The organism is Blautia sp. SC05B48 (assembly GCF_005848555.1).
Taxonomy (GTDB): Bacteria; Bacillota; Clostridia; order Lachnospirales; family Lachnospiraceae; genus Blautia_A.
In genome coordinates, this window is record NZ_CP040518.1 from 3429262 (window position 1) to 3449171 (window position 19910).

Consider the following 19910-nt stretch of genomic DNA (forward strand, 5'->3'; position numbering starts at 1 on the left):
TTCTGTGGTATACTGAAGAACAGAATAAACACACAGGAGCGTTTCATATGAATCATTTACTGGAAAAAATCAAACAGAAAAATGCATCCGCATTCACCCACAGCGGGAAATTTCACGCAGACGATGTTTTTTCCGCCGCACTGCTTTTATATCTGAATCCCGAGATCACCATCACACGTGGAAACCAGGTTCCTGAAAACTATGAAGGTCTTGTTTTTGATATTGGCAGAGGACAGTATGATCATCATCAGAAAGACAGCCGTATTCGCGATAATGGCGTCCCATATGCGGCCTTCGGCCTTCTCTGGGAGAAGCTTGGACCGGAAATCCTAGGTGAGGAGCTGGCACTAAAATTTGATGAATCCTTTGTCCAGCCTCTGGATATCAATGATAATACCGGTGAAAAAAATGAACTTGCCACACTGATCGGCAATTTCAATCCGGGATGGGATTCCAAAAGCAACAATGACGAAGCCTTTTTTCAGGCAGTCAGTGTGGCAGGCATGATCCTGGAAAATAAATTCGAGCGTTACCTTGGAAACGAACGTGCAGACAGACGGGTGGAAGAAGTTCTTACAGAACATGCTGCTTCCCTCGCTTCGGGCGATACCCCGGCGGAAAATACCAATATCCTTATACTTCCGGAATTTATTCCCTGCCAAAAGCGCCTTTCGGAAACCAACATTGCTTTTGTGATCTTTCCGTCCAACCGGGGCGGTTACTGTATCCAGCCACAGAAAAAAGAATATTCCATGAATTACAAATGCAGTTTTCCTTCTTCCTGGCTGGGCCTGGAAGGCGAGGAGTTGTCTTTGGTAACCGGTCTTAAAAGTGCAGCCTTTTGTCATAAAGGAGGATTTCTCATGATATGCGGAACCCTTGAGGATTCTGTTCTTGCCTGCAGGAGCAGCCTTGCCGCCTTCCATGAAGAAGCTGTGATCGTAAGCCTTGGCGGAAATAAAGAAACAGACATACTGCTTCAAAAGCTTCCGGATCTTTCTTCTGCCAGGATCGTACATCTGCCGGTTCCCCGGTTACCCGAGCTGACGCTGAACGGGATCTATGGAGAACTCTCCATGGAAAAGGCAGAATGGAAAAGCTTTATAAAAGACAGGATTAAAGAAATCCTCAGTTGCAAACCAGAAGCAGTTTTTGCAGATAATGCCATGTTTTCCCTGTATCCCATCGTTCATGCTCTGCGAAAAAAACATATTCCCGTTCTTACAGCAGTAGAAAAAGACGGACAGAAGCTTCTGGTACGGATCCCATCCGGTTCTTAAATATTTTAACCGTGTAATTAATTGTATTTACAGATATATTCGCACTGCGTATTTATACAGAAAGAAGGCATATTTATGCGAGAAGAAAAATTTAAAATGGAAAGACAGGGGCTGATCCAGGTGGGAGATAAAGTAAAAATCTCCGAATTTCTCTCTGCCACTAACTACAGCTATATCATTGAGCCTGCAGTAGCCATGTCCGGCTGCTACAGAAACGCAGACCGCATCAGATCCAAAGAGGGAATCATCAAAAGCATTGAGCATACGCCACGCGGCTTTATAGTTACTGCAGAATTTGACGAATAAACATAGTATCCATCAGATAAGATCCGGCAATTAGCAATCTGCCGGATTTTTCGCTGAAAAACTGGCTGATTTATTCTGGATTATATTATAGGAATCTGGTATTATAGAGAAGATATTTGTGTAATTTCCCTAATTATCAGGAAATTATAAATTTTTAGAACAGAGGTGTAATATTATGAGCTGGTACAACGAAGCAATCTTCTACCATATTTATCCACTTGGACTTACAGGCGCTCCAAAAGAAAATGATTACGGAACTCCTGTACATCGACTGAACACACTGCTGCCGTGGATCAACCACATCAAAGAAATCGGATGTACTGCCTTATATATAGGGCCGCTTTTTGAAAGTGTCGGACATGGCTACGAGACAACCGATTACAAAAAACTGGATTCCCGTCTCGGAACCAATGAAGATCTCACCAATTTTGTAAAAGCCTGCCATGAAAAAGGCATCCGTGTGATCTTTGATGGTGTATTCAACCATACAGGCCGTGATTTCTTCGCTTTTAAGGATATCCAGAAAAACCGTGAGCATTCCCCTTACGTTAACTGGTACTGTAATGTAAATTTCGGCGGAAATACCGAATATAATGACGGTTTTTCCTATGAAAACTGGGGTGGATACAATCTTCTTGTAAAACTGAACCAGCGCAATCCGGAAGTACAGAACTATATCTGTGATGTGATCCGTTTCTGGGTTTCCGAATTTGATATTGACGGAATCCGCCTGGATGCCGCTGATGTACTGGATTTTGATTTTATGCGGATTCTCCGCCATACCGCAGACGAGGTCAAGAAAGATTTCTGGCTTATGGGAGAGGTTATTCACGGAGATTACAGCCGCTGGGTAAACGGGCAGACTCTCCACAGTGTAACCAACTATGCCCTTCACAAAGCACTTTACAGCGGACATAATGACCACAATTATTTTGAAATCGCTCATACAGTAAAATATCTTCAGAATATGGGAGATCTTGACCTCTACAATTTCGTGGACAACCATGACGTAGAGCGAATTCATACCAAATTGCAAAACAAGGCACATTTTGCTCCCGTACATGTACTTCTTTATACTTTACCTGGCGTTCCAAGCATTTATTACGGCTCAGAATTCGGTATTAACGGAAAAAAAGAAAAATTTTCCGATGCCAGCTTACGTCCGGCACTTGATCTTAACGATTATGCGGATGCTGCAACAAAGAACCCATGTACTGCACTGATCGCAGCCCTCGGAAAGGTCCGCCAGGGAACTCCTGCATTAAGCTACGGTTCCTACGCAGAACTGGCTCTTACAAACCGTCAGTTTGCCTTTGCAAGAGATCTGGAAGGCATACGAGTGATCGTTACTGTGAATAATGATGACAGTGATGCAGAGATGAACCTTCCAACTGGAAGTGCACCGGAATACGTAGGTGCTCTCACAGGTCAGAAGGTTTCCGCACAGAGCGGACGGATCCGTGTCCGTGTTGCAGCAAACAGCGGTGAGATCTGGATTCCTGCAGGAGATATGCCGGAATACAAACCGGTTCAGACTGATGTTCCGGAAACTGCTGCAGCAAAAGAGAACGAAGACGCTGCATCTGAGGCAGAAGAGGAGCAGGAGGCTGAAAACAACACTGTAACAGAAGCTGCCCCGGAAAAAGAAGCTTCAAACGCTGAAAATACAGATAAAGCTTCTGACAATACAGCAAACCCGGCGGATGTTCCGTCAACTCCTGAAGCAGAGTCTTCCAATCTGCAGGAAACGGCCGCTGCACCAAATCCGCACAAAACACCGGAAGAAATGACAGTAGGCGAACTTCAGGCTGCTATCCTTGCAAAAATGGCAGGAAACGGTCCTGTAGACGACCAGATGAAAAAGACCGTATACGACAACATCTGGCATGATTCGCTTGTCAACTGGCTGAAGAGCTTCCGATAGGAAAAAAATAATAAAGTAAGATTCCATAAAAAACAAGGCAATCCGATCATATCTTATGCGGTAAGCCTTGTTTTTTTGTGAAAAAAGATATTTATTTCACATAATATATATTATGTAAAGTTATGATCCTGTTATTCTGTAATTTAAGAGAATAAAAAAACAGCAGAGATTTCTACCTTAAACAGGCCAGAAATCCCCACTGCTTTTATCATTCTGTTTATTATCTCTCATCAAAAGGTACAAAATCTGCATGATGCCCCACATACTTATAAGCAGGACGGATGATCTTATTGGCACTGATCAGTTCTTCCAGACGATGTGCACTCCAGCCAGGCATACGTGCGATGGCAAAGATCGGAGTAAAAAGTTCTTCCGGAATACCAAGCATTGAGTAAACGAAACCACTGTAGAAGTCAACATTTGCGCAAACATTTTTGAACAGCCTTCTGTGTTCCATGATCAGCTTTCCGGCAATACTCTCAACCTTATCATAGAGCTTAAATTCCTCCATCATTCCTTTTTCCTCTGCAAGAGCCTGTGCAAAACGCTTCAGGATCACTTCTCGCGGATCGGAGAGTGTATAAACTGCATGTCCCATACCATAGATCAGACCTGCATGATCAAATGCTTCTTTATTCAGTATTTTCTGCAGATATGCTGTGATCTCCTCATCACTTTCCCAGTCCTTTACATTGGTCTTCAGATCTGTAAACATGTTCTGGACCTTCAGGTTGGCGCCACCATGACGCGGTCCCTTCAGTGAACCGATGGATGCAGAGGTAGAAGAGTAGCTGTCTGTTCCGGAAGATGTTACTACATGTGTGGTAAAAGTAGAGTTATTACCACCACCGTGCTCGGCATGAAGTACAAGTGCGATATCAAGAACCTTGGCCTCAAGCTCTGTATATTTGCCGTCCGGACGAAGCATCAGAAGGATATTCTCGGCAAGTGAAAGCCCCTTCTGCGGATTGCGGATAAAAAGTGTCTCATCTTTACGGAAATGACGGTATGCATGGTAGGAGTAAACCGCGATCTCAGGAAGCTTGGCGATCAGTTCCAGAGACTGGCGGAGTACATTCTCCACAGAAATATCTTCCGGGTTATCATCATATGTATAGAGAGCAAGTACGCAGCGCTCCATAGCATTCATAATATTGGCATTGGTTCCCTTCATGACAACGTCACGGACAAAACGTCCTCCCAGATCCTCCATGTCAGAAAGAAGCTCAAGAAATCTGGAAAGCTCTTCCTTGCTGGGAAGCTTACCGAAAATCAGAAGATAGATCGTCTCTTCAAAGCCAAAACGTCTGTCCTTCAATCCGTTTACGATATCCTGCACATTGATTCCCCGGTAATACAGTGCACCGTCTGCAGGAATACGTCTGCCATTGACCAGCTTATAGCCGGTAACATCGGAAATCTCAGTAAGCCCTGTGAGAACACCTTTACCTGCGGAATCACGAAGTCCTCTTTTTACATCGTATTCCACATAAAGGTTGGGATCGATGTGATGATTCTCTACCAGTTCCTTTTCAAAGAATTTCATTCTGCCTTTCAGCTGTTCGGAGTCCTCCAGACTCATCATTTCATGCTTTTTTTCCATAATTTTTTCCTCGTTTCCCCATTGTATATTAAAAAACACTGATACAGTTAAGATTGGTTACATCTTTGTAATCAGTGTTCGGGTATGGCATACATTTGTGTTCACCTGGTTAATAATTCTACAGTAAAAGCTCCGAAAATGCAAGAGGGTATTTCTTTTTTTCGTGTATAAATATTCATAATCTGACCTATTTCATCTATTAGTAAATTTATTCACCAAAATCTGTCTGGTTTCCATACCGAACCTGTGTTATGATTGTTCTGTGGCTTTTCTTATAATAGTAGAAGGGAGAATTAAAAAGAAATGCAAAGCAGCATCAACAACATTTACCGGCTGGATGGAACCGTTCCCATTGCCAAAGCGATTCCTTTTGGGCTTCAGCACATCCTTGCCATGTTTGTTTCAAATCTGACACCGATCACGCTGATCGCAGCCTCAGCTCAGCCGGCTCTTACCCAGGCCCAGATCGCAATTCTGCTTCAAAATGCTATGTTTGTGGCGGGAATTGCTACTCTGATACAGCTGTATCCATTATGGAAGATTGGTTCCAGACTTCCGGTGGTAATGGGAGTCAGCTTTACCTTTGTCACCGTTTTAAGCACTGTTGCAGCTAATTACGGCTATCCTGCCGTGATCGGTGCGGTTATGATCGGCGGTATCATGGAGGGAACTCTTGGTCTTCTTGCAAAATACTGGCGTAAGATCATTACACCGGTTGTAGCAGCTTCTGTCGTAACTTCTATTGGATTTTCACTGTTTACTGTAGGCGCAAGATCCTTTGGCGGCGGCTATAGCGAAGACTTCGGTTCTGCCCGAAACCTTCTTCTTGGTACCATTACACTTGCAGTGTGCCTTCTCTGGAATATCCTCAGCAAAGGGTATTTAAAACAGTTATCTGTACTGGCTGGACTGATAGTAGGATACATAATTGCCATCTTTATGGGAAAAGTCGATCTTGGTTCTATCTTATCCGGTGGCCTTATCTCTCTGCCTCACCTACTTCCCGTAAAACCTGAATTCCATGCAGGAGCCATTGTTTCCACCTGCATTATCTTCCTGGTATCTGCAGCAGAGACCATCGGTGATACCTCTGCACTGGTTTCCTCCGGACTGGACCGTGAGATCGCCGGAAAAGAAATTTCCGGTTCTCTTGCCTGTGATGGTTATGCCTCCACGATCTCTTCTCTGTTCGGATGTCCTCCGGTAACATCCTTCTCACAGAATGTAGGACTGGTTGCCATGACAAAGGTTGTAAACCGTTTTACCATTATGACAGGAGCTGTATGTATGATCCTGGCCGGACTGCTGCCGCCTATCGGAAACTTTTTCGCCTCACTTCCGGATTCTGTTGTCGGCGGATGTACCATTATGATGTTTGGTTCTATCCTGACATCCGGTGTACAGATGATCGCTTCCTGTGGTTTTTCACAGAGAAATATCACTATTGTTTCTCTTTCCCTTGCTGTCGGAATCGGATTCACCACAGCAAGCGAGAGCGGGATCTGGAATATTTTCCCGTCGATCATACAGTCCGTTTTTGCGCAAAATGTAGTTGCTGTTGTATTTATCATCTCCATTGTTTTAAGCTGTATCCTGCCTGAAAACATGGACATTGAAAAAATCAAGGAATAGGAATGTAAAAATGTTTAAAATTCTCATTGCGGAAGATGACCGGGAACTCCGCCAGCTTTTCCAGCATGTCCTCTTAAAAAACGGTTATACAGTAAAAGGAGTCTCTGACGGGCAGGAAGCGCTGGATGCCCTGGAAAAAGATTACTACGATCTGATCATTTCAGACATAATGATGCCCAATATGGATGGCTATGAACTGGTCCGCTCACTCAGAGATGCCGGAGATTCCATTCCTGTACTTATGGTCACTGCCAAAGATGCTTTTGATGATATGCGTATGGGATTTCTGTCCGGTACCGATGATTATATGGTGAAACCGGTCAATATCAATGAACTGGTTTTGCGGGTAGGTGCACTTCTCCGCAGAGCACAGATGATCAATGAGCGGAAACAGCGAATCGGAGATACCATTTTGGAGTGCGATTCCCTGACGGTATCCACCTCCTCGGAAAGTATGGTACTTCCTCAGAAAGAATTCATGCTCTTATATAAGATGGTTTCCTTTCCGGGAAAAATCTTTACCCGGCAACAGCTTATGGACGATATCTGGGGATATGATTCCGCAAGTGATGCCCACACAGTAGATGTCCACATCGGAAGGCTTCGGGAACGCTTCCGCGATAATCCGGATTTTAAGATCATGACGATCCGTGGAGTCGGATATAAGGTGATAAAGGCATGAAAAAGAAACCCTTCATAAATTTAAGCATTCGTTTACGTTTTATCTTTATGATCATGTCGGAGCTTGTCTGTGTATCTCTGATATCCTGGCTCGTTATGGATGTGCTGCATATTTCAGACGTTCCGAACATCGTATGGATCATCCTGGCCAGCGTGGCCGCAGGGGGTGTCCTTAACAACTTCCTCAGTATCCGGTATTTCGGGCCTGTACTAAAGCTGAAAAAAGCCATGCAACAGGTTGCAGAAGGCGATTTTTCCGTCCGACTGGAAACTGAAAAGCAAATGAAGGAAATCCGGGATATTTATTCTAATTTCAATCTGATGGTCCAGGAACTGGAAGCAACGGAGATTCTGCAGACAGACTTTGTTTCCAATGTTTCCCACGAATTTAAAACTCCCATCAGTGCCATCGAGGGTTATGCAACTCTGCTGCAGGATGATGACATGCCTATATCAGAAGAGCAGGAGCAGTACATCAACAAAATCCTTTTTAACACCAGAAGGCTTTCCCACCTGGCAGGAAATATCCTGCTGCTGTCCAAAATCGAACACCAGTCGATCCAGACCCGTCAGAATTGGTACCGTCTGGATGAACAGATCCGACAATCCATTGTTATGATGGAACCGAAATGGTCAGAAAAAGAAATTGAATTTGATGTGGACATGATGGATGTGGAGTATCTTGGAAACGAAAATCTCATCTGTCATGTATGGGACAATCTGATTTCCAATGCTATCAAATTCAGTCCCTGTGGTGGTACGATCTATATCCGGATGATGCCGGAAGGAGAAAAGATCCGTTTTTCCATAGAAAACGAAGGCCCCCAGATCAGTGAATACTCCATGAAACATATTTTTGACAAATTTTACCAGGGCGACAGTTCCCATAAACAGGAAGGAAACGGTCTTGGACTTGCCCTTGTAAAACAGATTCTGAACCTGTGCAAGGGAACCGTTTCCGTGGAAAATATTCCCGGAAGCGGCTGTCGTTTTACTGTTATACTGTAAAACAAATACTTTACACATATCCATAAACCCAAAAAACAGCGGACACCTTATTTTTCATGAGGTTCTTCCGTTGTTTTTTATTTTATATAAACTTTTTCATAAACTTCAACAATTGTTGAGAAACAGTTGATGTTAAGTTGCAGATCATCTTTTAAAGTATAGAATAGTTATTTATGAAAAAATACAGGAGATATGGAATATGTTATTAAAAAAAGCACCTGCCTACCGGAAAGCAGAAAAGGAAGATTTTTCAATGATCCGGGAATTTATCCGAAGAAACTATAAAGACCGCTGGGAGTTTGAAGAAACACATACCGAAAAACGTCTGACCAGACTTTTCTTTTACACCTATATGATATACAGAGATATCGTTACCGTGGCAACCTACCGTGATCAGGTAGTTGGGGTGCTCATTACCGGTAAAGACTCTCATGGCCATTTTGCCCCGGTTTTCCGTATGAAAAAAGGCTATCATTTCCTGCGCCTGAAATTTACTAAGGAAGGCAGGAAGAATCTGGAGCATTTTAACAAACTTCAGGATATGAAAAAACAATTGACTGTTTCCCCGGAGAAACCGACTCCCGGAAATATCCTCTTTCTTTATGTAAGCAAAGATTACCGCAGAAACGGAATCGGTACCGGGCTTCTCAAACAGATTTCAACAGAGAAGGATACGGATTATTCCATATATATGGACCAGCTGGATCAAAGAACATTTATGGAAAGTCATGGTTTCATAAAGAAAAACGAGGTTTCCCAGATGCGGGAGCTGAACAAAAAACGTTTCCGAGAAAGTGTAGCTCTTTATAAAAAAGAACCGCATTGCGAAACACATTCATGAATTACGCAGGAGATAAATGGAAAATGAAAAAAATTGGAATCATGGCTGACAGCCACAGTGGCATTTTAAAACAAGAAGCAGAGGAACTGGATATTCATGTCCTTCCTATGCCTTTTTATCTGAATGGAGAACTGTTTCATGAAGACCTGGATTTTTCCAGAAAAGGATTTTATGAAAAGCTACGTGAAGGAGCAGATGTTTCAACTTCACAGCCTTCCCCACAGGAAGTTATGGAAATGTGGGACGAAATGCTTTTATCCTATGATCAGATCCTCTACATTCCGTTGAGCAGTAGTTTAAGCGGTTCCTGCATGACTGCTGCCGCCTTGTCTCAGGAACCAAAATACGAAAACAAGGTGTTTGTGGTAAATAACGGGCGTGTTTCCACACCCCTTCACCGTTCCATTCTGGATGCGATAGACCTGGTGGAAGATGGATATACAGCACAGCAGATCAAGGATATTCTGGAAGCTTCCCGTGAAAAAACCGTGATCTATGTCGGATTAAGCACACTGGAATATCTGAAAAAGGGAGGCCGTATCAATACCACCACAGCACTGGCCGCAAGTCTTCTCAATATCAAACCGGTTATGAAATTTGGGACCGGTAAACTGGATGTTTTCCAGAAATGCAGAGGCATGAAAAAATCAAGAAAAGCCATGATCGATGCTATGCACAGAGAATTGGAAACAACTTTCAAAAAAGAATATGATGCCGGAAAAGTATATCTTATGGCTGCATCCAGCAGCACTGCGGAAGTTACCGCAGACTGGATCTCACAGATCCGGGAAAGCTTTCCGGGAATGGATGTGATGTGTGACGATCTTTCACTTGGACTTTCCTGCCATATTGGCCCGGATGGGCTGGGAATCGGATGTTCCTGCATGCCTTTATAAAAAGGACTCAATACCTTATAAGACAACATTAAACTACATTTAAATCACATAATATTACCATTGCTCGCTTGTGTTCTCTGTTCTTTTATATCTGTCGCATATGTGGTTTGTTGAATATTTACATTGTTTTTTATACTTCACATGTGGATTTGTTGATATTTTTTTCAAATTTCTCTTTACAATCCACATCAACAGTCATATAATAAAGTCACAAACAACAAAAAACCATATTAAAACAATTGCAATTCAACAACAAACCACACAGAACACGGAGGAAATATATTATGAAAATTCTTGAGTCTAAATTCGTACAGGGCTTTATCAAAATGGCAGATGATGGATATAAGCAGGGATGGCATGAAAGAAACGGCGGAAACTTAAGCTATCGTCTGAAATCAGAAGAAGTGGAAATGATCCGCCCACGACTGAACGCACCCGGAGAATGGACCCCCATCGGTGTTGAAGTTCCGGGACTTGCAGGCGAATTTTTTCTGGTAACAGGAAGCGGTAAATATTTCCGTAATATCATCGTTGACCCGGAAGTGTGTCTTGCGATCATTGAGCTTGACGAGACAGGAACCAATTACCGTATCCGCTGGGGTCTTGTAGAGGGCGGAAGACCGACCAGCGAGCTTCCGACACATCTTATGAACCATGAAGTAAAGAAAAAACTTACCAACGGTAAACATCGTGTTATTTACCATGCACATACCACCAATACCATTGCACTTACCTTCGTTCTTCCCCTGGATGACAAGGTATTTACCCGTGAACTCTGGGAATCTGCAACTGAGTGTCCGGTAGTATTCCCGGATGGTGTAGGTGTCATCGGATGGATGGTTCCAGGCGGAAGAGAAATCGCGATCAAAACCGCTGAACTGATGAAAAAATATGATGTTGTTATCTGGGCGCATCATGGTATGTTCTGCTCAGGCGAAGATTTCGACCTGACCTTCGGACTTCTTCATACCGTTGAAAAATCCGCAGAGATCCTGGTTAAGATCTTATCTATGGCTCCACAGAAGCTGCAGACTATCACACCGAATGACTTCCGCGCCCTTGCAAAGGATTTCAAAGTAACTCTGCCGGAAGAATTCCTCTACGAGAAGAAATAAATTCTTCGGCTACACAGTTTTATATCATATAACTGTACTCCTATCTGAAACTTTATCGGAAACAACCAAATATTTGCTGATTTTTGCTGATAAATCTGGTATGATAAAAACATATCTGATTTATCAGCAAATTAATATCAGAAAGGATATGGATAAGGTATGGAAGAATTATATAAAGCGATCGAAGAGAAGATCAAGGCAAGCGGATACCCGCGAAAGATTTCCGGAGAGGAAGTTTACGATGACATCTGCGATCAGATCGATGGGAAAGAGAACGGAAGCTATGTGCTGCTTTCCAAGTTTGATGATGATGTGATCTTTGAATATCATATCACAATTATGGACAGTGAATTTAATCTGGGTGTTCTTACCATGCGTACTCCGGAAGGTATATTCGAGACAGATTTTGACAAATAATGCTACCGGTTTTGAGTATGGATATAAATTGAATATAATACAAAAGAGGGAGTTGGTTTACGTAATAATAATTATGTAAATCAACTCCATTTCTTTATATCTTTATATGTCATACACAGGGAAGCACATAAAAGCATCTGGTTCACTATATAGCTCTTTACCAAACAGCTGCTTCTCAATGCCAACAATACCAAATATCAGTCCTCGCGAAGACGTACTGCCTTGGCCGCCTGACGCCGTCTGGCATCATCCAGAGCCGCATAATGCTTCTTGGTAGTATTGACATCCTTATGTCCCAAAACATCCGCTACAAGGTAAATATCACCGGTTTCCTGGTACAGGGCAGTACCATAGGTGCTGCGAAGCTTATGCGGGGTGATCTTTTTTGTAGTTGTGATCTCTCTGGCATATTTTTTAACCAGATTCTCGATAGCCTGAACACCGATCCGGCGACGCTGGGTAGAATAGAAGAGAGCGTGCTCATGGCCTGCCAGAGGTGTAATATTCTCCCTGACTTCCAGATATTTCTTCAACGCTTTTTCTACTTCAGGACCAAAGTATACAACCATTTCATTTCCACCTTTCCGGGTAACTTTGATTCCATTGTTTTTGAAATCTACATCCTCAACATCCAGTCCGACGCATTCGGATACTCGGATCCCGGTACCAAGAAGGAGAGTAACAATAGCAAGATCTCTGTCCTTCGTTTTTTCGTGGTACATCCGTTTCTGCCCGGTCAGCGTATCTCCGCAATGCTCAATATAATCCAGCAGCATGGCAACCTCATCTGTATCCAGACGAATAATATTCTTTTCATGAATCTTTGGCACATCGATCAGAACAGACGGGTTGGTGGTGATCATTTCATGTTTATAATAGTAAGCATAAAAACTTCTTAAAGCAGAAATTTTTCGTTTGACGCCACGTTCACCATTTGTTTCCGTTTTGGAAGAGTCGGCGGATTTATAAACTTTGAGAAATTCTTCATATTCCTCAAGATCAACAGCTTTGATCTGATCCAGAACATCAACTGTAAAATCCGACATATTTTTGTCTTTAAACATTGGATTCTGATCTAACAGAAACTGAAAAAATATACGAATATCATATGCATAGGAAATTCTGGTCTTGGTTGTAGTCGTTGCATCAATAGCCCGGAAATAATCCCTGCAAAATGGCGGAAGCGTTTTTAAAACCTCACGGAGTTTTAAAGTATTGTCAATGTCATTTTGTTCGTGGTAAGTAATTTTGTTATCCATAAAAACTCCTTAATATATAAATTTACATAATTTGCAGGAAATACCTGAAACACCTGTTAAAAGAAGTGGTTTTGCACCCATCTATATCTATACGACAAACCCGAGTTTTTCAAATAGATTGGTAGTGTAAACGGCTACTTCCGTAGATTTTCATCAAAAATAACGGTGAACGGCCCGTCATTTTCCAGAGATACTTTCATATCTGCACCAAAGATTCCATGTTCCACAACCGGAACCTGTTTACTGGCTTCCGAAATAATATACTCATATAATTTATTTGCTTCATCCGGTGCACCGGCTTCTATAAAGCTTGGACGGTTTCCCTTACGACAGTTTGCATATAAGGTAAACTGTGAAACCAAAAGCAATTCCCCGTTTACATCTGCCAGAGACAAATTGGTCTTTCCATTTTCATCCTCAAAAATACGAAGTCCCAGAAGCTTTTTCAGATACCAATCTGCATCCTCCCTGGTATCCTCACGGCCAACACCGATCAGAACAAGAAAACCCTTTCCGATTTTTCCGACAATTTCTCCGTCTACTTTGACTTCTGCATGATTTACACGCTGAATTACAAACTTCATAACCTGTTCTTCCTCCGTCTCCGTCTGTTTTTCTGCTTCAGTCGAAAACCTACATATTTCGCCTGAATAAATTTAACTAAAAATGTAAACATTCGTTTAATTTCATCCCAAGCCCCGGACCAGATTCTGTTTTTTTCCGCTTTTACTGTAACTTCCTGTGCTTTTGATACGTTTTTTTTCACCGGCATTGGCAGAACCTTTCCGGAAACAGGATCTACACAGTCAATATCTCTATAAAACTCAGCATCTGCAGACATATCTTTTTCATCAAGACTACGTCCGATCAGCTTCCATACGGCAGCATTCAGCACAGCAAATACCGGAACTCCAACGATCATTCCCGGAACTCCAAATAAACCACCACCGACCATGATTGCAACAATAACCATAAAGCTGGACAGTCCGGTCGACTCACCCAGGATCTTTGGTCCAAGAATATTTCCGTCAAACTGCTGAAGGATCAGAATAAAGATCAGGAAATACAAACTCTGAATGGGATCTACCAGCAAAATAAGAAGAATACATGGAACTGCTCCCAGATATGGACCGAAAAACGGAATAACATTTGTAACACCGACGATCACACTGACCAGAATCGCATATGGAGTTCCAATTATCGATGTTCCAACATAACACAATACACCGATAATTGCAGAATCCAGGATCTTTCCGCTGATAAATCCACCAAAAGTTTTATGCGTAAAACGCATGGAATGAACAAGAAAAGTTGCCCATTTGGTTGGAAGTGCTGCATAGACCGCCATTTTTGCCTTGGCAATAAACCCCTCTTTATCCGCCAATATATAAAGAGATACGATCGCTCCAATAAGGAAATTCTTCAGAAAAACAAGAAGATCCAGAAAGCTCGCAGATATATTTTTCATCATAAACTGCATCTGGGGAAGGATCGTATTTGTCAAATACTCCTGTAATCTGCTGGAATACTGATTGATCTGACTGATCATATCCGGATTCAGTTTCCATCCCTTTTCCACGACGGAGTTTAACCATTTTTCCACTACACTTACATAATGAGGAAAACTGTAGATAATATTCATGATGCTTCGAATCAATTGAGGAAGGATCATCATGACAAGGGCATAAATGACCAGAAACATAAAAAATACAGAAAGGATCACACAGATCCAGCGTACTACTTTCCTCCCCTTTTTCTGAAGTGTTTTATTCCTTTTTTCAAAAATCGGAAAAATGATCTTCCGCTCCAGAAAATTAACAATGGGAGTTAGCAGATATGCTATGGCAGCTCCGTAAATGATCGGCGCCATAATACCGAAAAATGTTTTAATTCCGGTGATCAGAGATTTCATATGGAAAATCCCATAATAAAATAAAATACTGGCAGCAATAACCAGAAATGCAGTCACACCTAACTGCACATAGCGATGGTTCCAACGAATTTTCATAGTAATTTCCTCCACCATGTGATTATAACATAGCATCTCTGGTTTGTGTCTAAAAAAAACATAAACATTCCTTTTAATAACTTATAGGATAATTCTGCAGGCAGAATTATCCTATAATGCTGAAACACCCTGCCATAAAAAATGGCAGGGTGTCTGAAATCTGATGTTTATTTTTTCAGGCTGTCATAAATGTGAATGGCTTCGATAATTGCCTTCGCAGTTCCATCAATGCCAAGCTTGCTGCTATCCAGACAAAGATTATAGCTGTCCGCAGATCCCCATTTCTTGTTGGTGTAATAATTATAGTAGCTGGAACGGCTTTTGTCTGTTTTGTTGATCATGTCCTTGGCCTCTTTAGCATTTTTATTGTATTTCTGAGAAATACGGTTGATACGCCAGTCAAGGTTTGCATGAACAAATACACTGAAACAATCCGGATTATCTGCAAGTGCATAATCCGCACATCTGCCGACCATTACACAAGGACCTTCTGAAGCCAGCTTCTTGATTGCCTCAAACTGTGCAAGAAAAATCTTATGGTTCATAGGCATGTCTGTAAATCCGGCTGAGGAATACCCAAATGAATAAGTATCCATCACAAGAGAATAAAGAAAACTGTTTGTTGGCTTCTCATCATGATGCTCAAACAGCTCCTTGCAGATCCCACTGTCATTGGCTGCGTGCTCCAGCAGCTCTTTATCATAGCATTTGATTCCAAAATATTTAGCAACTTCCTGGCCGATCTGCCTTCCGGCGCTGCCATATTTACGACCGATAGTAATAATAGAACTTGTTGTATTGTTACTCATAACAGCCACATCCTTTCTGTCCAGATTCAGCGAATTTGTAAATATTAACTCTGCTTCCTCTTTAATATAGTTATTATACAATATATTTCACGTGTTTTCCAGCTATTTTCGCAATTTTATCAGCAATTTAACAAAATATTCCGGAAGTGGGGCTGTAAATTCCATATATTCACCGGTACGTGGATGAACAAATCCAAGAATCATTGCATGAAGTGCCTGTCCCTCCAGATGATAAGGATTTCTGGATGAACCATACACCGTGTCCCCAAGAAGCGGATGTCCGATACTGGCCATGTGCACACGAATCTGGTGGGTACGCCCTGTTTCAAGCCGACATTCCACATACGTGGCCTCGCCAAAACGTTCCAGCACTTTATAATGTGTTATTGCATCTTTACCATTTTTATGATTGATGGCCATTTTTTTACGATCTGTCGGATGCCGTCCAATAGGTCCCTCTATTGTTCCCTCATCCTCTTTCAGATTTCCCTGCACAACTGCCCGGTAGCGTCTGCGGATACTGTGACATTTCAGCTGTTCTGCCAGATCCCGGTGAGCAATATCATTTTTGCATACCAACAGCGCTCCGGTGGTATCCTTATCAATTCTGTGGACAATTCCGGGCCGCATCACTCCGTTAATACCGGAAAGGCTGTCACCACAATGTGCCATAACTGCATTGACCAGTGTCCCCTGATAATGCCCGGCTGCTGGATGTACAACCATCCCTTTGGGCTTATTAACAATCAGTACATCTTCATCCTCGTAAAGAATATCCAGCGGAATGTCCTCCGGAATGATATCCGGCTCACTGGAATCCGGGATCTCCAGATGGATCCTGTCATTTTCACGAACCTTATAATTAGATTTGGCAGCTTTCTCGCCCACGGTAATCTGTCCTTCTTTCAGAAGTTTCTGGAGGAAAGACCTGGAAAGACCGCTGTCTTTCTCAGCAAGATAGCGGTCGATTCGTATACCTGATTCTTCTTTTTCTACTGTATAATCATATATTTCCATTTATATCTCCTACAAGAACAGACAAATGCATTATATGTCTCTCTGCCCGAATTACTGTTTGATATTCAGAAACGCAAAATCATCATCCCTGTATTTCGTGCACACAAACAGGATCAGAAAAATTCCACTTACAACTACATAAACATCCGCAAGATTAAATACCGGAAAATCGATCAGGGAAAAATAGATAAAATCGATCACATATCCTCTGAAAAAACGATCAATAAAATTTCCCAGTGCACCGGCTGCAAGTACTGTAGCAATGGTGAGCAAAGGCAGATAAAACCGCTCTTTCGGAATACGGATCCATGCATAGAGGATCACTCCCAGAAACAGCACACTCACAATGGCAAAAAAGAATACACTTCCCTGAAACATTCCAAACGCGATTCCCTTGTTTTCAGGATAGAGATAATGAAGTTCAAGTATGCCGGAAATCAGCGAAACAGATGGTTGTCCTTTCAGATACAGATATGACAGCCATTTTGCTCCCTGATCTGCAGCCACGAGTAAGATCAGTAAAAAAATGTCCCCCGACATACACTTACTAAAAGACATTTTCTGATGATGGTTAACACGACTGATCATAGAGTTATCTCCTGAATACAGGAAAGCAGTTCTTCATCGGTAACTGTTTTGTCGATAAAGCTTTTTCCGATACCATCCATCAGGATAAACCTGATATGTCCCTGTTCCATTTTTTTATCTTTCTTTGTTGCGGAAAGAACTTCTTCCGGGATAAGGCCCTCTACATGCACCGGAAGATCGTAATCCGAACATCCCTGACAGATTTCCTGATATTCTTCTCTGGTCAGAAGTCCTCGTTTCATGGAAAGATATGCCGCAGCTACCAATCCGACTCCTACACACTGTCCGTGGAGCAGGGTGAAATTCTTAAGTTTTTCTACTGCATGCCCCACAGTATGTCCCAGGTTAAGAAGTGCACGCTCGCCCTGTTCCTTTGGATCACGCTCCACAACGCCGGCTTTGATCTCACAGCACCTGCGTACCATTCTGGCAATCTGTTTCATGTCCAGCTTTTTGATCTCTTTCTGTTCACAGCATACATAGCGGAAAAAATCTCCATCACAAATCAGTCCTGTTTTTAAAATCTCACCCATTCCGCAGGCAAACTGTTCTGCCGGAAGTGAAGAAAGAGTGCTTAGGTTCATATAAACAAGACGTGGCTGGTGAAAAGCTCCTACCATGTTTTTGTACTGCTGAAAATCTACACCGGTTTTTCCACCCACACTGCTGTCTACCTGTGCAAGCAGTGTTGTCGGTACCTGAATGAAGTCAATCCCCCTGAGATAAGTTGCTGCACCAAATCCGGTAAGGTCGCCTACCACACCACCGCCTAATGCAACAAGCAGACTTTTTCGATCAAGACCATTTTTGATCAGAACCTGATACAATGCCGAAACAGTATTAAGGTTTTTGTTTTTTTCTCCTGCCTCAAAGGTGAACACAGAAATATCAGAACTTACCTCACTTAAAACCTGCCTTACAGATTCTTCATACAGTGGTCCCACATTAGAATCTGTCACAATGCAGATTTTTCTGTCGACAAATCCCTCTTCCTTCATAACCTGTGCCAGATTAGAAAAATCTTCTTCAAAACAGATGGGATAATGAAAATCACCTTCTCGTTTTACAAGTAATTTTGATGCTGTCATTGCGTTTTCCTCCTAGCTGTTCAGATATAAAGCAGAATCCGTACCCCAAGACGTCCTTTTTTTGTCTGACGGGATACTCCATCATAAATAAAACGTCCCTTTTTCCGAACGGATATGATGTCTCCCTCTTTGGGCTCATAACCATTGGATGTGATCAGTTTTCCATTTACAAAAACAAGTCCTTCTTCAATACAATGCACAATACTGCTTCTGGAAGTTCCAAAAGCCAGTGCGATCAGAGAATCCAGGCGTACGGACGCACAGGTTCCACTAACTGGTTTCAGTTCCGGTCTCGGAAGATCACCCGGATCTTCTATCTTCGACGCCACAACTGTAGTATGTCTTACACGGCACAGATTCTCCAGAAAAAAATCTGTCATCTGACGCAGACAGAAAAAGCTCGCAGTATGATCTTCTATAAGAATATCCCCAACAACACTCCTGTCAACTCCAAGATTCAGGATCGCTCCCAAATAATCCCGATGTGTCAGATCTTCTGAAAATTTCACTGCTTTTGGCTCGAGCCGGATACAATCAATGGGATAATCCCATGTAAAAGCAAGAGCATCAGGATGAAAGGCTACCATCTGACGCTCTGCATTCTCGTATCCGCCAAAACCTTCCGCTGTAACACCCAGCTTATGAAAATTCTGACTGTTTAAAATATTCCGTTCATTTAAATTAAGAAAATCCGTAAATGTGGTAATATCTCTCTGATAGGCCAGATTTGCCAGTTCACGGATTCTCTTAACAAAAAGTTCTTCTTTATCCATGAGGTTAATAACCCACTCTTACAGACGGCACAGAACCGCCAAGGATATTCTGAAGATCACCTGTAATATCTACATTATATGGTCCAAGTACAAAAATATAGCTGGACACCTGCTGAAGGCTTCCTCCAAGTGAATAACATGCACCGGAAGTAAAATCGATGATCCTCTGTGCAAGCTCCACATCGATCCCTTCAAGATTCAGGATAACAGTAGAATTATCGACCAGTGTATCTGCAATTTCTCTTGCTTCCTCCATTGTTGTAGGCTTGATCACACAAACTTCCATATTTGCAGCCTGGGAAGAACGCTTGCTTGTACGCATCGGGGTGATCTTGGAAGAAGATGCCGGTCTGGAAATACGGTCCTGTCTTGCCGGAGCCTTGGCTGCAGCTGTCTTTGCAGATGACTTGGCAACAGGTACCTTAACCGTTTCATCTTCCTGCTCATCATCCAGAAAATCCTCTTCCTCGTCATTTTTTTTCTTGGAAAATTTCTCAAAAAATTTCTTCTTTGGTTTCTCTTCCATATCATCATCTTCATCGAGGAAATCGTCGTCATAATCGTCCTCATCCTCAAGAAGTCTATCATCTAACAATTCGTCATCGTCATAATCGTCGTTCAGTTTGATGGCATCTAAAAACTTGTCTAAAACGCCCATTTTAAAT

Annotated in this window: 20 protein-coding genes; 10 read left to right on the top strand and 10 right to left on the bottom strand. The window is 42.3% G+C overall.

Annotated features, from left to right (window positions below; all coding sequences use genetic code 11):
* Positions 1 to 47 precede the first annotated feature (47 nt).
* The 3 genes from EYS05_RS16025 (at position 48) to EYS05_RS16035 (ending at position 3510) form a co-directional block, all read left to right on the top strand.
* Positions 48 to 1280, top strand: coding sequence for an MYG1 family protein (locus EYS05_RS16025; RefSeq protein ID WP_118515463.1), 1233 nt, complete (start codon positions 48 to 50; stop codon positions 1278 to 1280).
* 75 nt (positions 1281 to 1355) lie between these two features.
* Positions 1356 to 1586: a hypothetical protein gene (locus EYS05_RS16030; RefSeq protein ID WP_015525138.1), complete on the top strand. Its 231-nt coding sequence runs from the start codon at positions 1356 to 1358 to the stop codon at positions 1584 to 1586.
* Between the two features lie 175 nt (positions 1587 to 1761).
* Positions 1762 to 3510: an alpha-amylase family glycosyl hydrolase gene (locus tag EYS05_RS16035; protein WP_118624676.1), complete on the top strand. Its 1749-nt coding sequence runs from the start codon at positions 1762 to 1764 to the stop codon at positions 3508 to 3510.
* A 220-nt stretch (positions 3511 to 3730) separates the two neighbouring features.
* On the opposite strand, the gene EYS05_RS16040 is transcribed toward EYS05_RS16035, so the two are convergent.
* Entirely contained in the window at positions 3731 to 5113 is a 1383-nt protein-coding gene (locus tag EYS05_RS16040) for a citrate/2-methylcitrate synthase (RefSeq protein WP_227752265.1), read from the bottom strand.
* A 303-nt stretch (positions 5114 to 5416) separates the two neighbouring features.
* Here EYS05_RS16040 and EYS05_RS16045 point away from each other — a divergent pair, with 303 nt between their 5' ends.
* The 7 genes from EYS05_RS16045 (at position 5417) to EYS05_RS16075 (ending at position 11703) form a co-directional block, all read left to right on the top strand.
* Positions 5417 to 6745 (top strand): uracil-xanthine permease family protein, encoded by a 1329-nt coding sequence (locus EYS05_RS16045; RefSeq protein WP_118624678.1) that lies wholly within the window; start codon positions 5417 to 5419, stop codon positions 6743 to 6745.
* A gap of 10 nt (positions 6746 to 6755) precedes the next feature.
* Positions 6756 to 7427: a response regulator transcription factor gene (locus EYS05_RS16050; protein ID WP_118515457.1), complete on the top strand. Its 672-nt coding sequence runs from the start codon at positions 6756 to 6758 to the stop codon at positions 7425 to 7427.
* Positions 7424 to 8434: a sensor histidine kinase gene (locus tag EYS05_RS16055; protein ID WP_118624680.1), complete on the top strand. Its 1011-nt coding sequence runs from the start codon at positions 7424 to 7426 to the stop codon at positions 8432 to 8434. Before EYS05_RS16050 ends, EYS05_RS16055 begins: the two co-directional genes overlap by 4 nt.
* A 199-nt stretch (positions 8435 to 8633) precedes the next feature.
* The gene (locus EYS05_RS16060) at positions 8634 to 9275 is read left to right on the top strand and encodes a GNAT family N-acetyltransferase (RefSeq protein WP_118515453.1); all 642 of its coding nucleotides are present in this window, start codon (positions 8634 to 8636) and stop codon (positions 9273 to 9275) included.
* A gap of 23 nt (positions 9276 to 9298) precedes the next feature.
* Positions 9299 to 10171, top strand: a complete 873-nt coding sequence (locus tag EYS05_RS16065; RefSeq protein ID WP_118515451.1) for a DegV family protein — start codon at positions 9299 to 9301, stop codon at positions 10169 to 10171.
* A gap of 284 nt (positions 10172 to 10455) precedes the next feature.
* The gene (gene rhaD / locus EYS05_RS16070) at positions 10456 to 11286 is read left to right on the top strand and encodes a rhamnulose-1-phosphate aldolase (RefSeq protein WP_118624684.1); all 831 of its coding nucleotides are present in this window, start codon (positions 10456 to 10458) and stop codon (positions 11284 to 11286) included.
* A 159-nt stretch (positions 11287 to 11445) separates the two neighbouring features.
* The gene (locus EYS05_RS16075) at positions 11446 to 11703 is read left to right on the top strand and encodes a hypothetical protein (RefSeq protein WP_118515447.1); all 258 of its coding nucleotides are present in this window, start codon (positions 11446 to 11448) and stop codon (positions 11701 to 11703) included.
* 197 nt (positions 11704 to 11900) lie between these two features.
* Here the strand turns inward: EYS05_RS16075 and EYS05_RS16080 are convergent, their stop codons facing one another.
* The 9 genes from EYS05_RS16080 to EYS05_RS16120 form a co-directional block, all read right to left on the bottom strand.
* Positions 11901 to 12962 carry a tyrosine-type recombinase/integrase gene (locus tag EYS05_RS16080; RefSeq protein WP_118369250.1) on the bottom strand — a complete coding sequence of 354 codons (1062 nt, stop codon included), beginning with the start codon at positions 12960 to 12962 and terminating at the stop codon, positions 11901 to 11903.
* A 134-nt stretch (positions 12963 to 13096) separates the two neighbouring features.
* Positions 13097 to 13546 carry a D-aminoacyl-tRNA deacylase gene (gene dtd / locus EYS05_RS16085; RefSeq protein WP_118515445.1) on the bottom strand — a complete coding sequence of 150 codons (450 nt, stop codon included), beginning with the start codon at positions 13544 to 13546 and terminating at the stop codon, positions 13097 to 13099.
* Positions 13543 to 14970 (bottom strand): AI-2E family transporter, encoded by a 1428-nt coding sequence (locus EYS05_RS16090; protein ID WP_138277544.1) that lies wholly within the window; start codon positions 14968 to 14970, stop codon positions 13543 to 13545. Before EYS05_RS16090 ends, dtd begins: the two co-directional genes overlap by 4 nt.
* A 167-nt stretch (positions 14971 to 15137) precedes the next feature.
* Positions 15138 to 15779, bottom strand: a complete 642-nt coding sequence (locus tag EYS05_RS16095) for a cytidylate kinase-like family protein (protein WP_021978034.1) — start codon at positions 15777 to 15779, stop codon at positions 15138 to 15140.
* A gap of 102 nt (positions 15780 to 15881) precedes the next feature.
* Entirely contained in the window at positions 15882 to 16796 is a 915-nt protein-coding gene (locus EYS05_RS16100) for an RluA family pseudouridine synthase (protein ID WP_118624686.1), read from the bottom strand.
* Positions 16797 to 16847: 51 nt separating this feature from the next.
* Positions 16848 to 17384 carry a signal peptidase II gene (lspA, locus tag EYS05_RS16105; RefSeq protein WP_118624688.1) on the bottom strand — a complete coding sequence of 179 codons (537 nt, stop codon included), beginning with the start codon at positions 17382 to 17384 and terminating at the stop codon, positions 16848 to 16850.
* Positions 17381 to 18472: a 3-dehydroquinate synthase gene (gene aroB / locus EYS05_RS16110; protein WP_138277545.1), complete on the bottom strand. Its 1092-nt coding sequence runs from the start codon at positions 18470 to 18472 to the stop codon at positions 17381 to 17383. The genes lspA and aroB overlap by 4 nt, the downstream gene beginning before the upstream one ends.
* A gap of 20 nt (positions 18473 to 18492) precedes the next feature.
* Positions 18493 to 19245: a YlmH family RNA-binding protein gene (locus EYS05_RS16115; RefSeq protein ID WP_021652062.1), complete on the bottom strand. Its 753-nt coding sequence runs from the start codon at positions 19243 to 19245 to the stop codon at positions 18493 to 18495.
* Positions 19246 to 19249: 4 nt separating this feature from the next.
* The gene (locus tag EYS05_RS16120) at positions 19250 to 19903 is read right to left on the bottom strand and encodes a cell division protein SepF (RefSeq protein ID WP_138277546.1); all 654 of its coding nucleotides are present in this window, start codon (positions 19901 to 19903) and stop codon (positions 19250 to 19252) included.
* Positions 19904 to 19910 lie beyond the last annotated feature (7 nt).

Bases quoted from the DNA above. Each gene is read 5' to 3' on its own strand.
- EYS05_RS16025 (WP_118515463.1), top strand. From the start codon at position 48: ATGAATCATTTACTGGAAAAAATCAAACAGAAAAATGCATCCGCATTC.
- EYS05_RS16030 (WP_015525138.1), top strand. From the start codon at position 1,356: ATGCGAGAAGAAAAATTTAAAATGGAAAGACAGGGGCTGATCCAGGTG.
- EYS05_RS16035 (WP_118624676.1), top strand. From the start codon at position 1,762: ATGAGCTGGTACAACGAAGCAATCTTCTACCATATTTATCCACTTGGA.
- EYS05_RS16040 (WP_227752265.1), bottom strand. From the start codon at position 5,113: ATGGAAAAAAAGCATGAAATGATGAGTCTGGAGGACTCCGAACAGCTG.
- EYS05_RS16045 (WP_118624678.1), top strand. From the start codon at position 5,417: ATGCAAAGCAGCATCAACAACATTTACCGGCTGGATGGAACCGTTCCC.
- EYS05_RS16050 (WP_118515457.1), top strand. From the start codon at position 6,756: ATGTTTAAAATTCTCATTGCGGAAGATGACCGGGAACTCCGCCAGCTT.
- EYS05_RS16055 (WP_118624680.1), top strand. From the start codon at position 7,424: ATGAAAAAGAAACCCTTCATAAATTTAAGCATTCGTTTACGTTTTATC.
- EYS05_RS16060 (WP_118515453.1), top strand. From the start codon at position 8,634: ATGTTATTAAAAAAAGCACCTGCCTACCGGAAAGCAGAAAAGGAAGAT.
- EYS05_RS16065 (WP_118515451.1), top strand. From the start codon at position 9,299: ATGAAAAAAATTGGAATCATGGCTGACAGCCACAGTGGCATTTTAAAA.
- rhaD (WP_118624684.1), top strand. From the start codon at position 10,456: ATGAAAATTCTTGAGTCTAAATTCGTACAGGGCTTTATCAAAATGGCA.
- EYS05_RS16075 (WP_118515447.1), top strand. From the start codon at position 11,446: ATGGAAGAATTATATAAAGCGATCGAAGAGAAGATCAAGGCAAGCGGA.
- EYS05_RS16080 (WP_118369250.1), bottom strand. From the start codon at position 12,962: ATGGATAACAAAATTACTTACCACGAACAAAATGACATTGACAATACT.
- dtd (WP_118515445.1), bottom strand. From the start codon at position 13,546: ATGAAGTTTGTAATTCAGCGTGTAAATCATGCAGAAGTCAAAGTAGAC.
- EYS05_RS16090 (WP_138277544.1), bottom strand. From the start codon at position 14,970: ATGAAAATTCGTTGGAACCATCGCTATGTGCAGTTAGGTGTGACTGCA.
- EYS05_RS16095 (WP_021978034.1), bottom strand. From the start codon at position 15,779: ATGAGTAACAATACAACAAGTTCTATTATTACTATCGGTCGTAAATAT.
- EYS05_RS16100 (WP_118624686.1), bottom strand. From the start codon at position 16,796: ATGGAAATATATGATTATACAGTAGAAAAAGAAGAATCAGGTATACGA.
- lspA (WP_118624688.1), bottom strand. From the start codon at position 17,384: ATGATCAGTCGTGTTAACCATCATCAGAAAATGTCTTTTAGTAAGTGT.
- aroB (WP_138277545.1), bottom strand. From the start codon at position 18,472: ATGACAGCATCAAAATTACTTGTAAAACGAGAAGGTGATTTTCATTAT.
- EYS05_RS16115 (WP_021652062.1), bottom strand. From the start codon at position 19,245: ATGGATAAAGAAGAACTTTTTGTTAAGAGAATCCGTGAACTGGCAAAT.
- EYS05_RS16120 (WP_138277546.1), bottom strand. From the start codon at position 19,903: ATGGGCGTTTTAGACAAGTTTTTAGATGCCATCAAACTGAACGACGAT.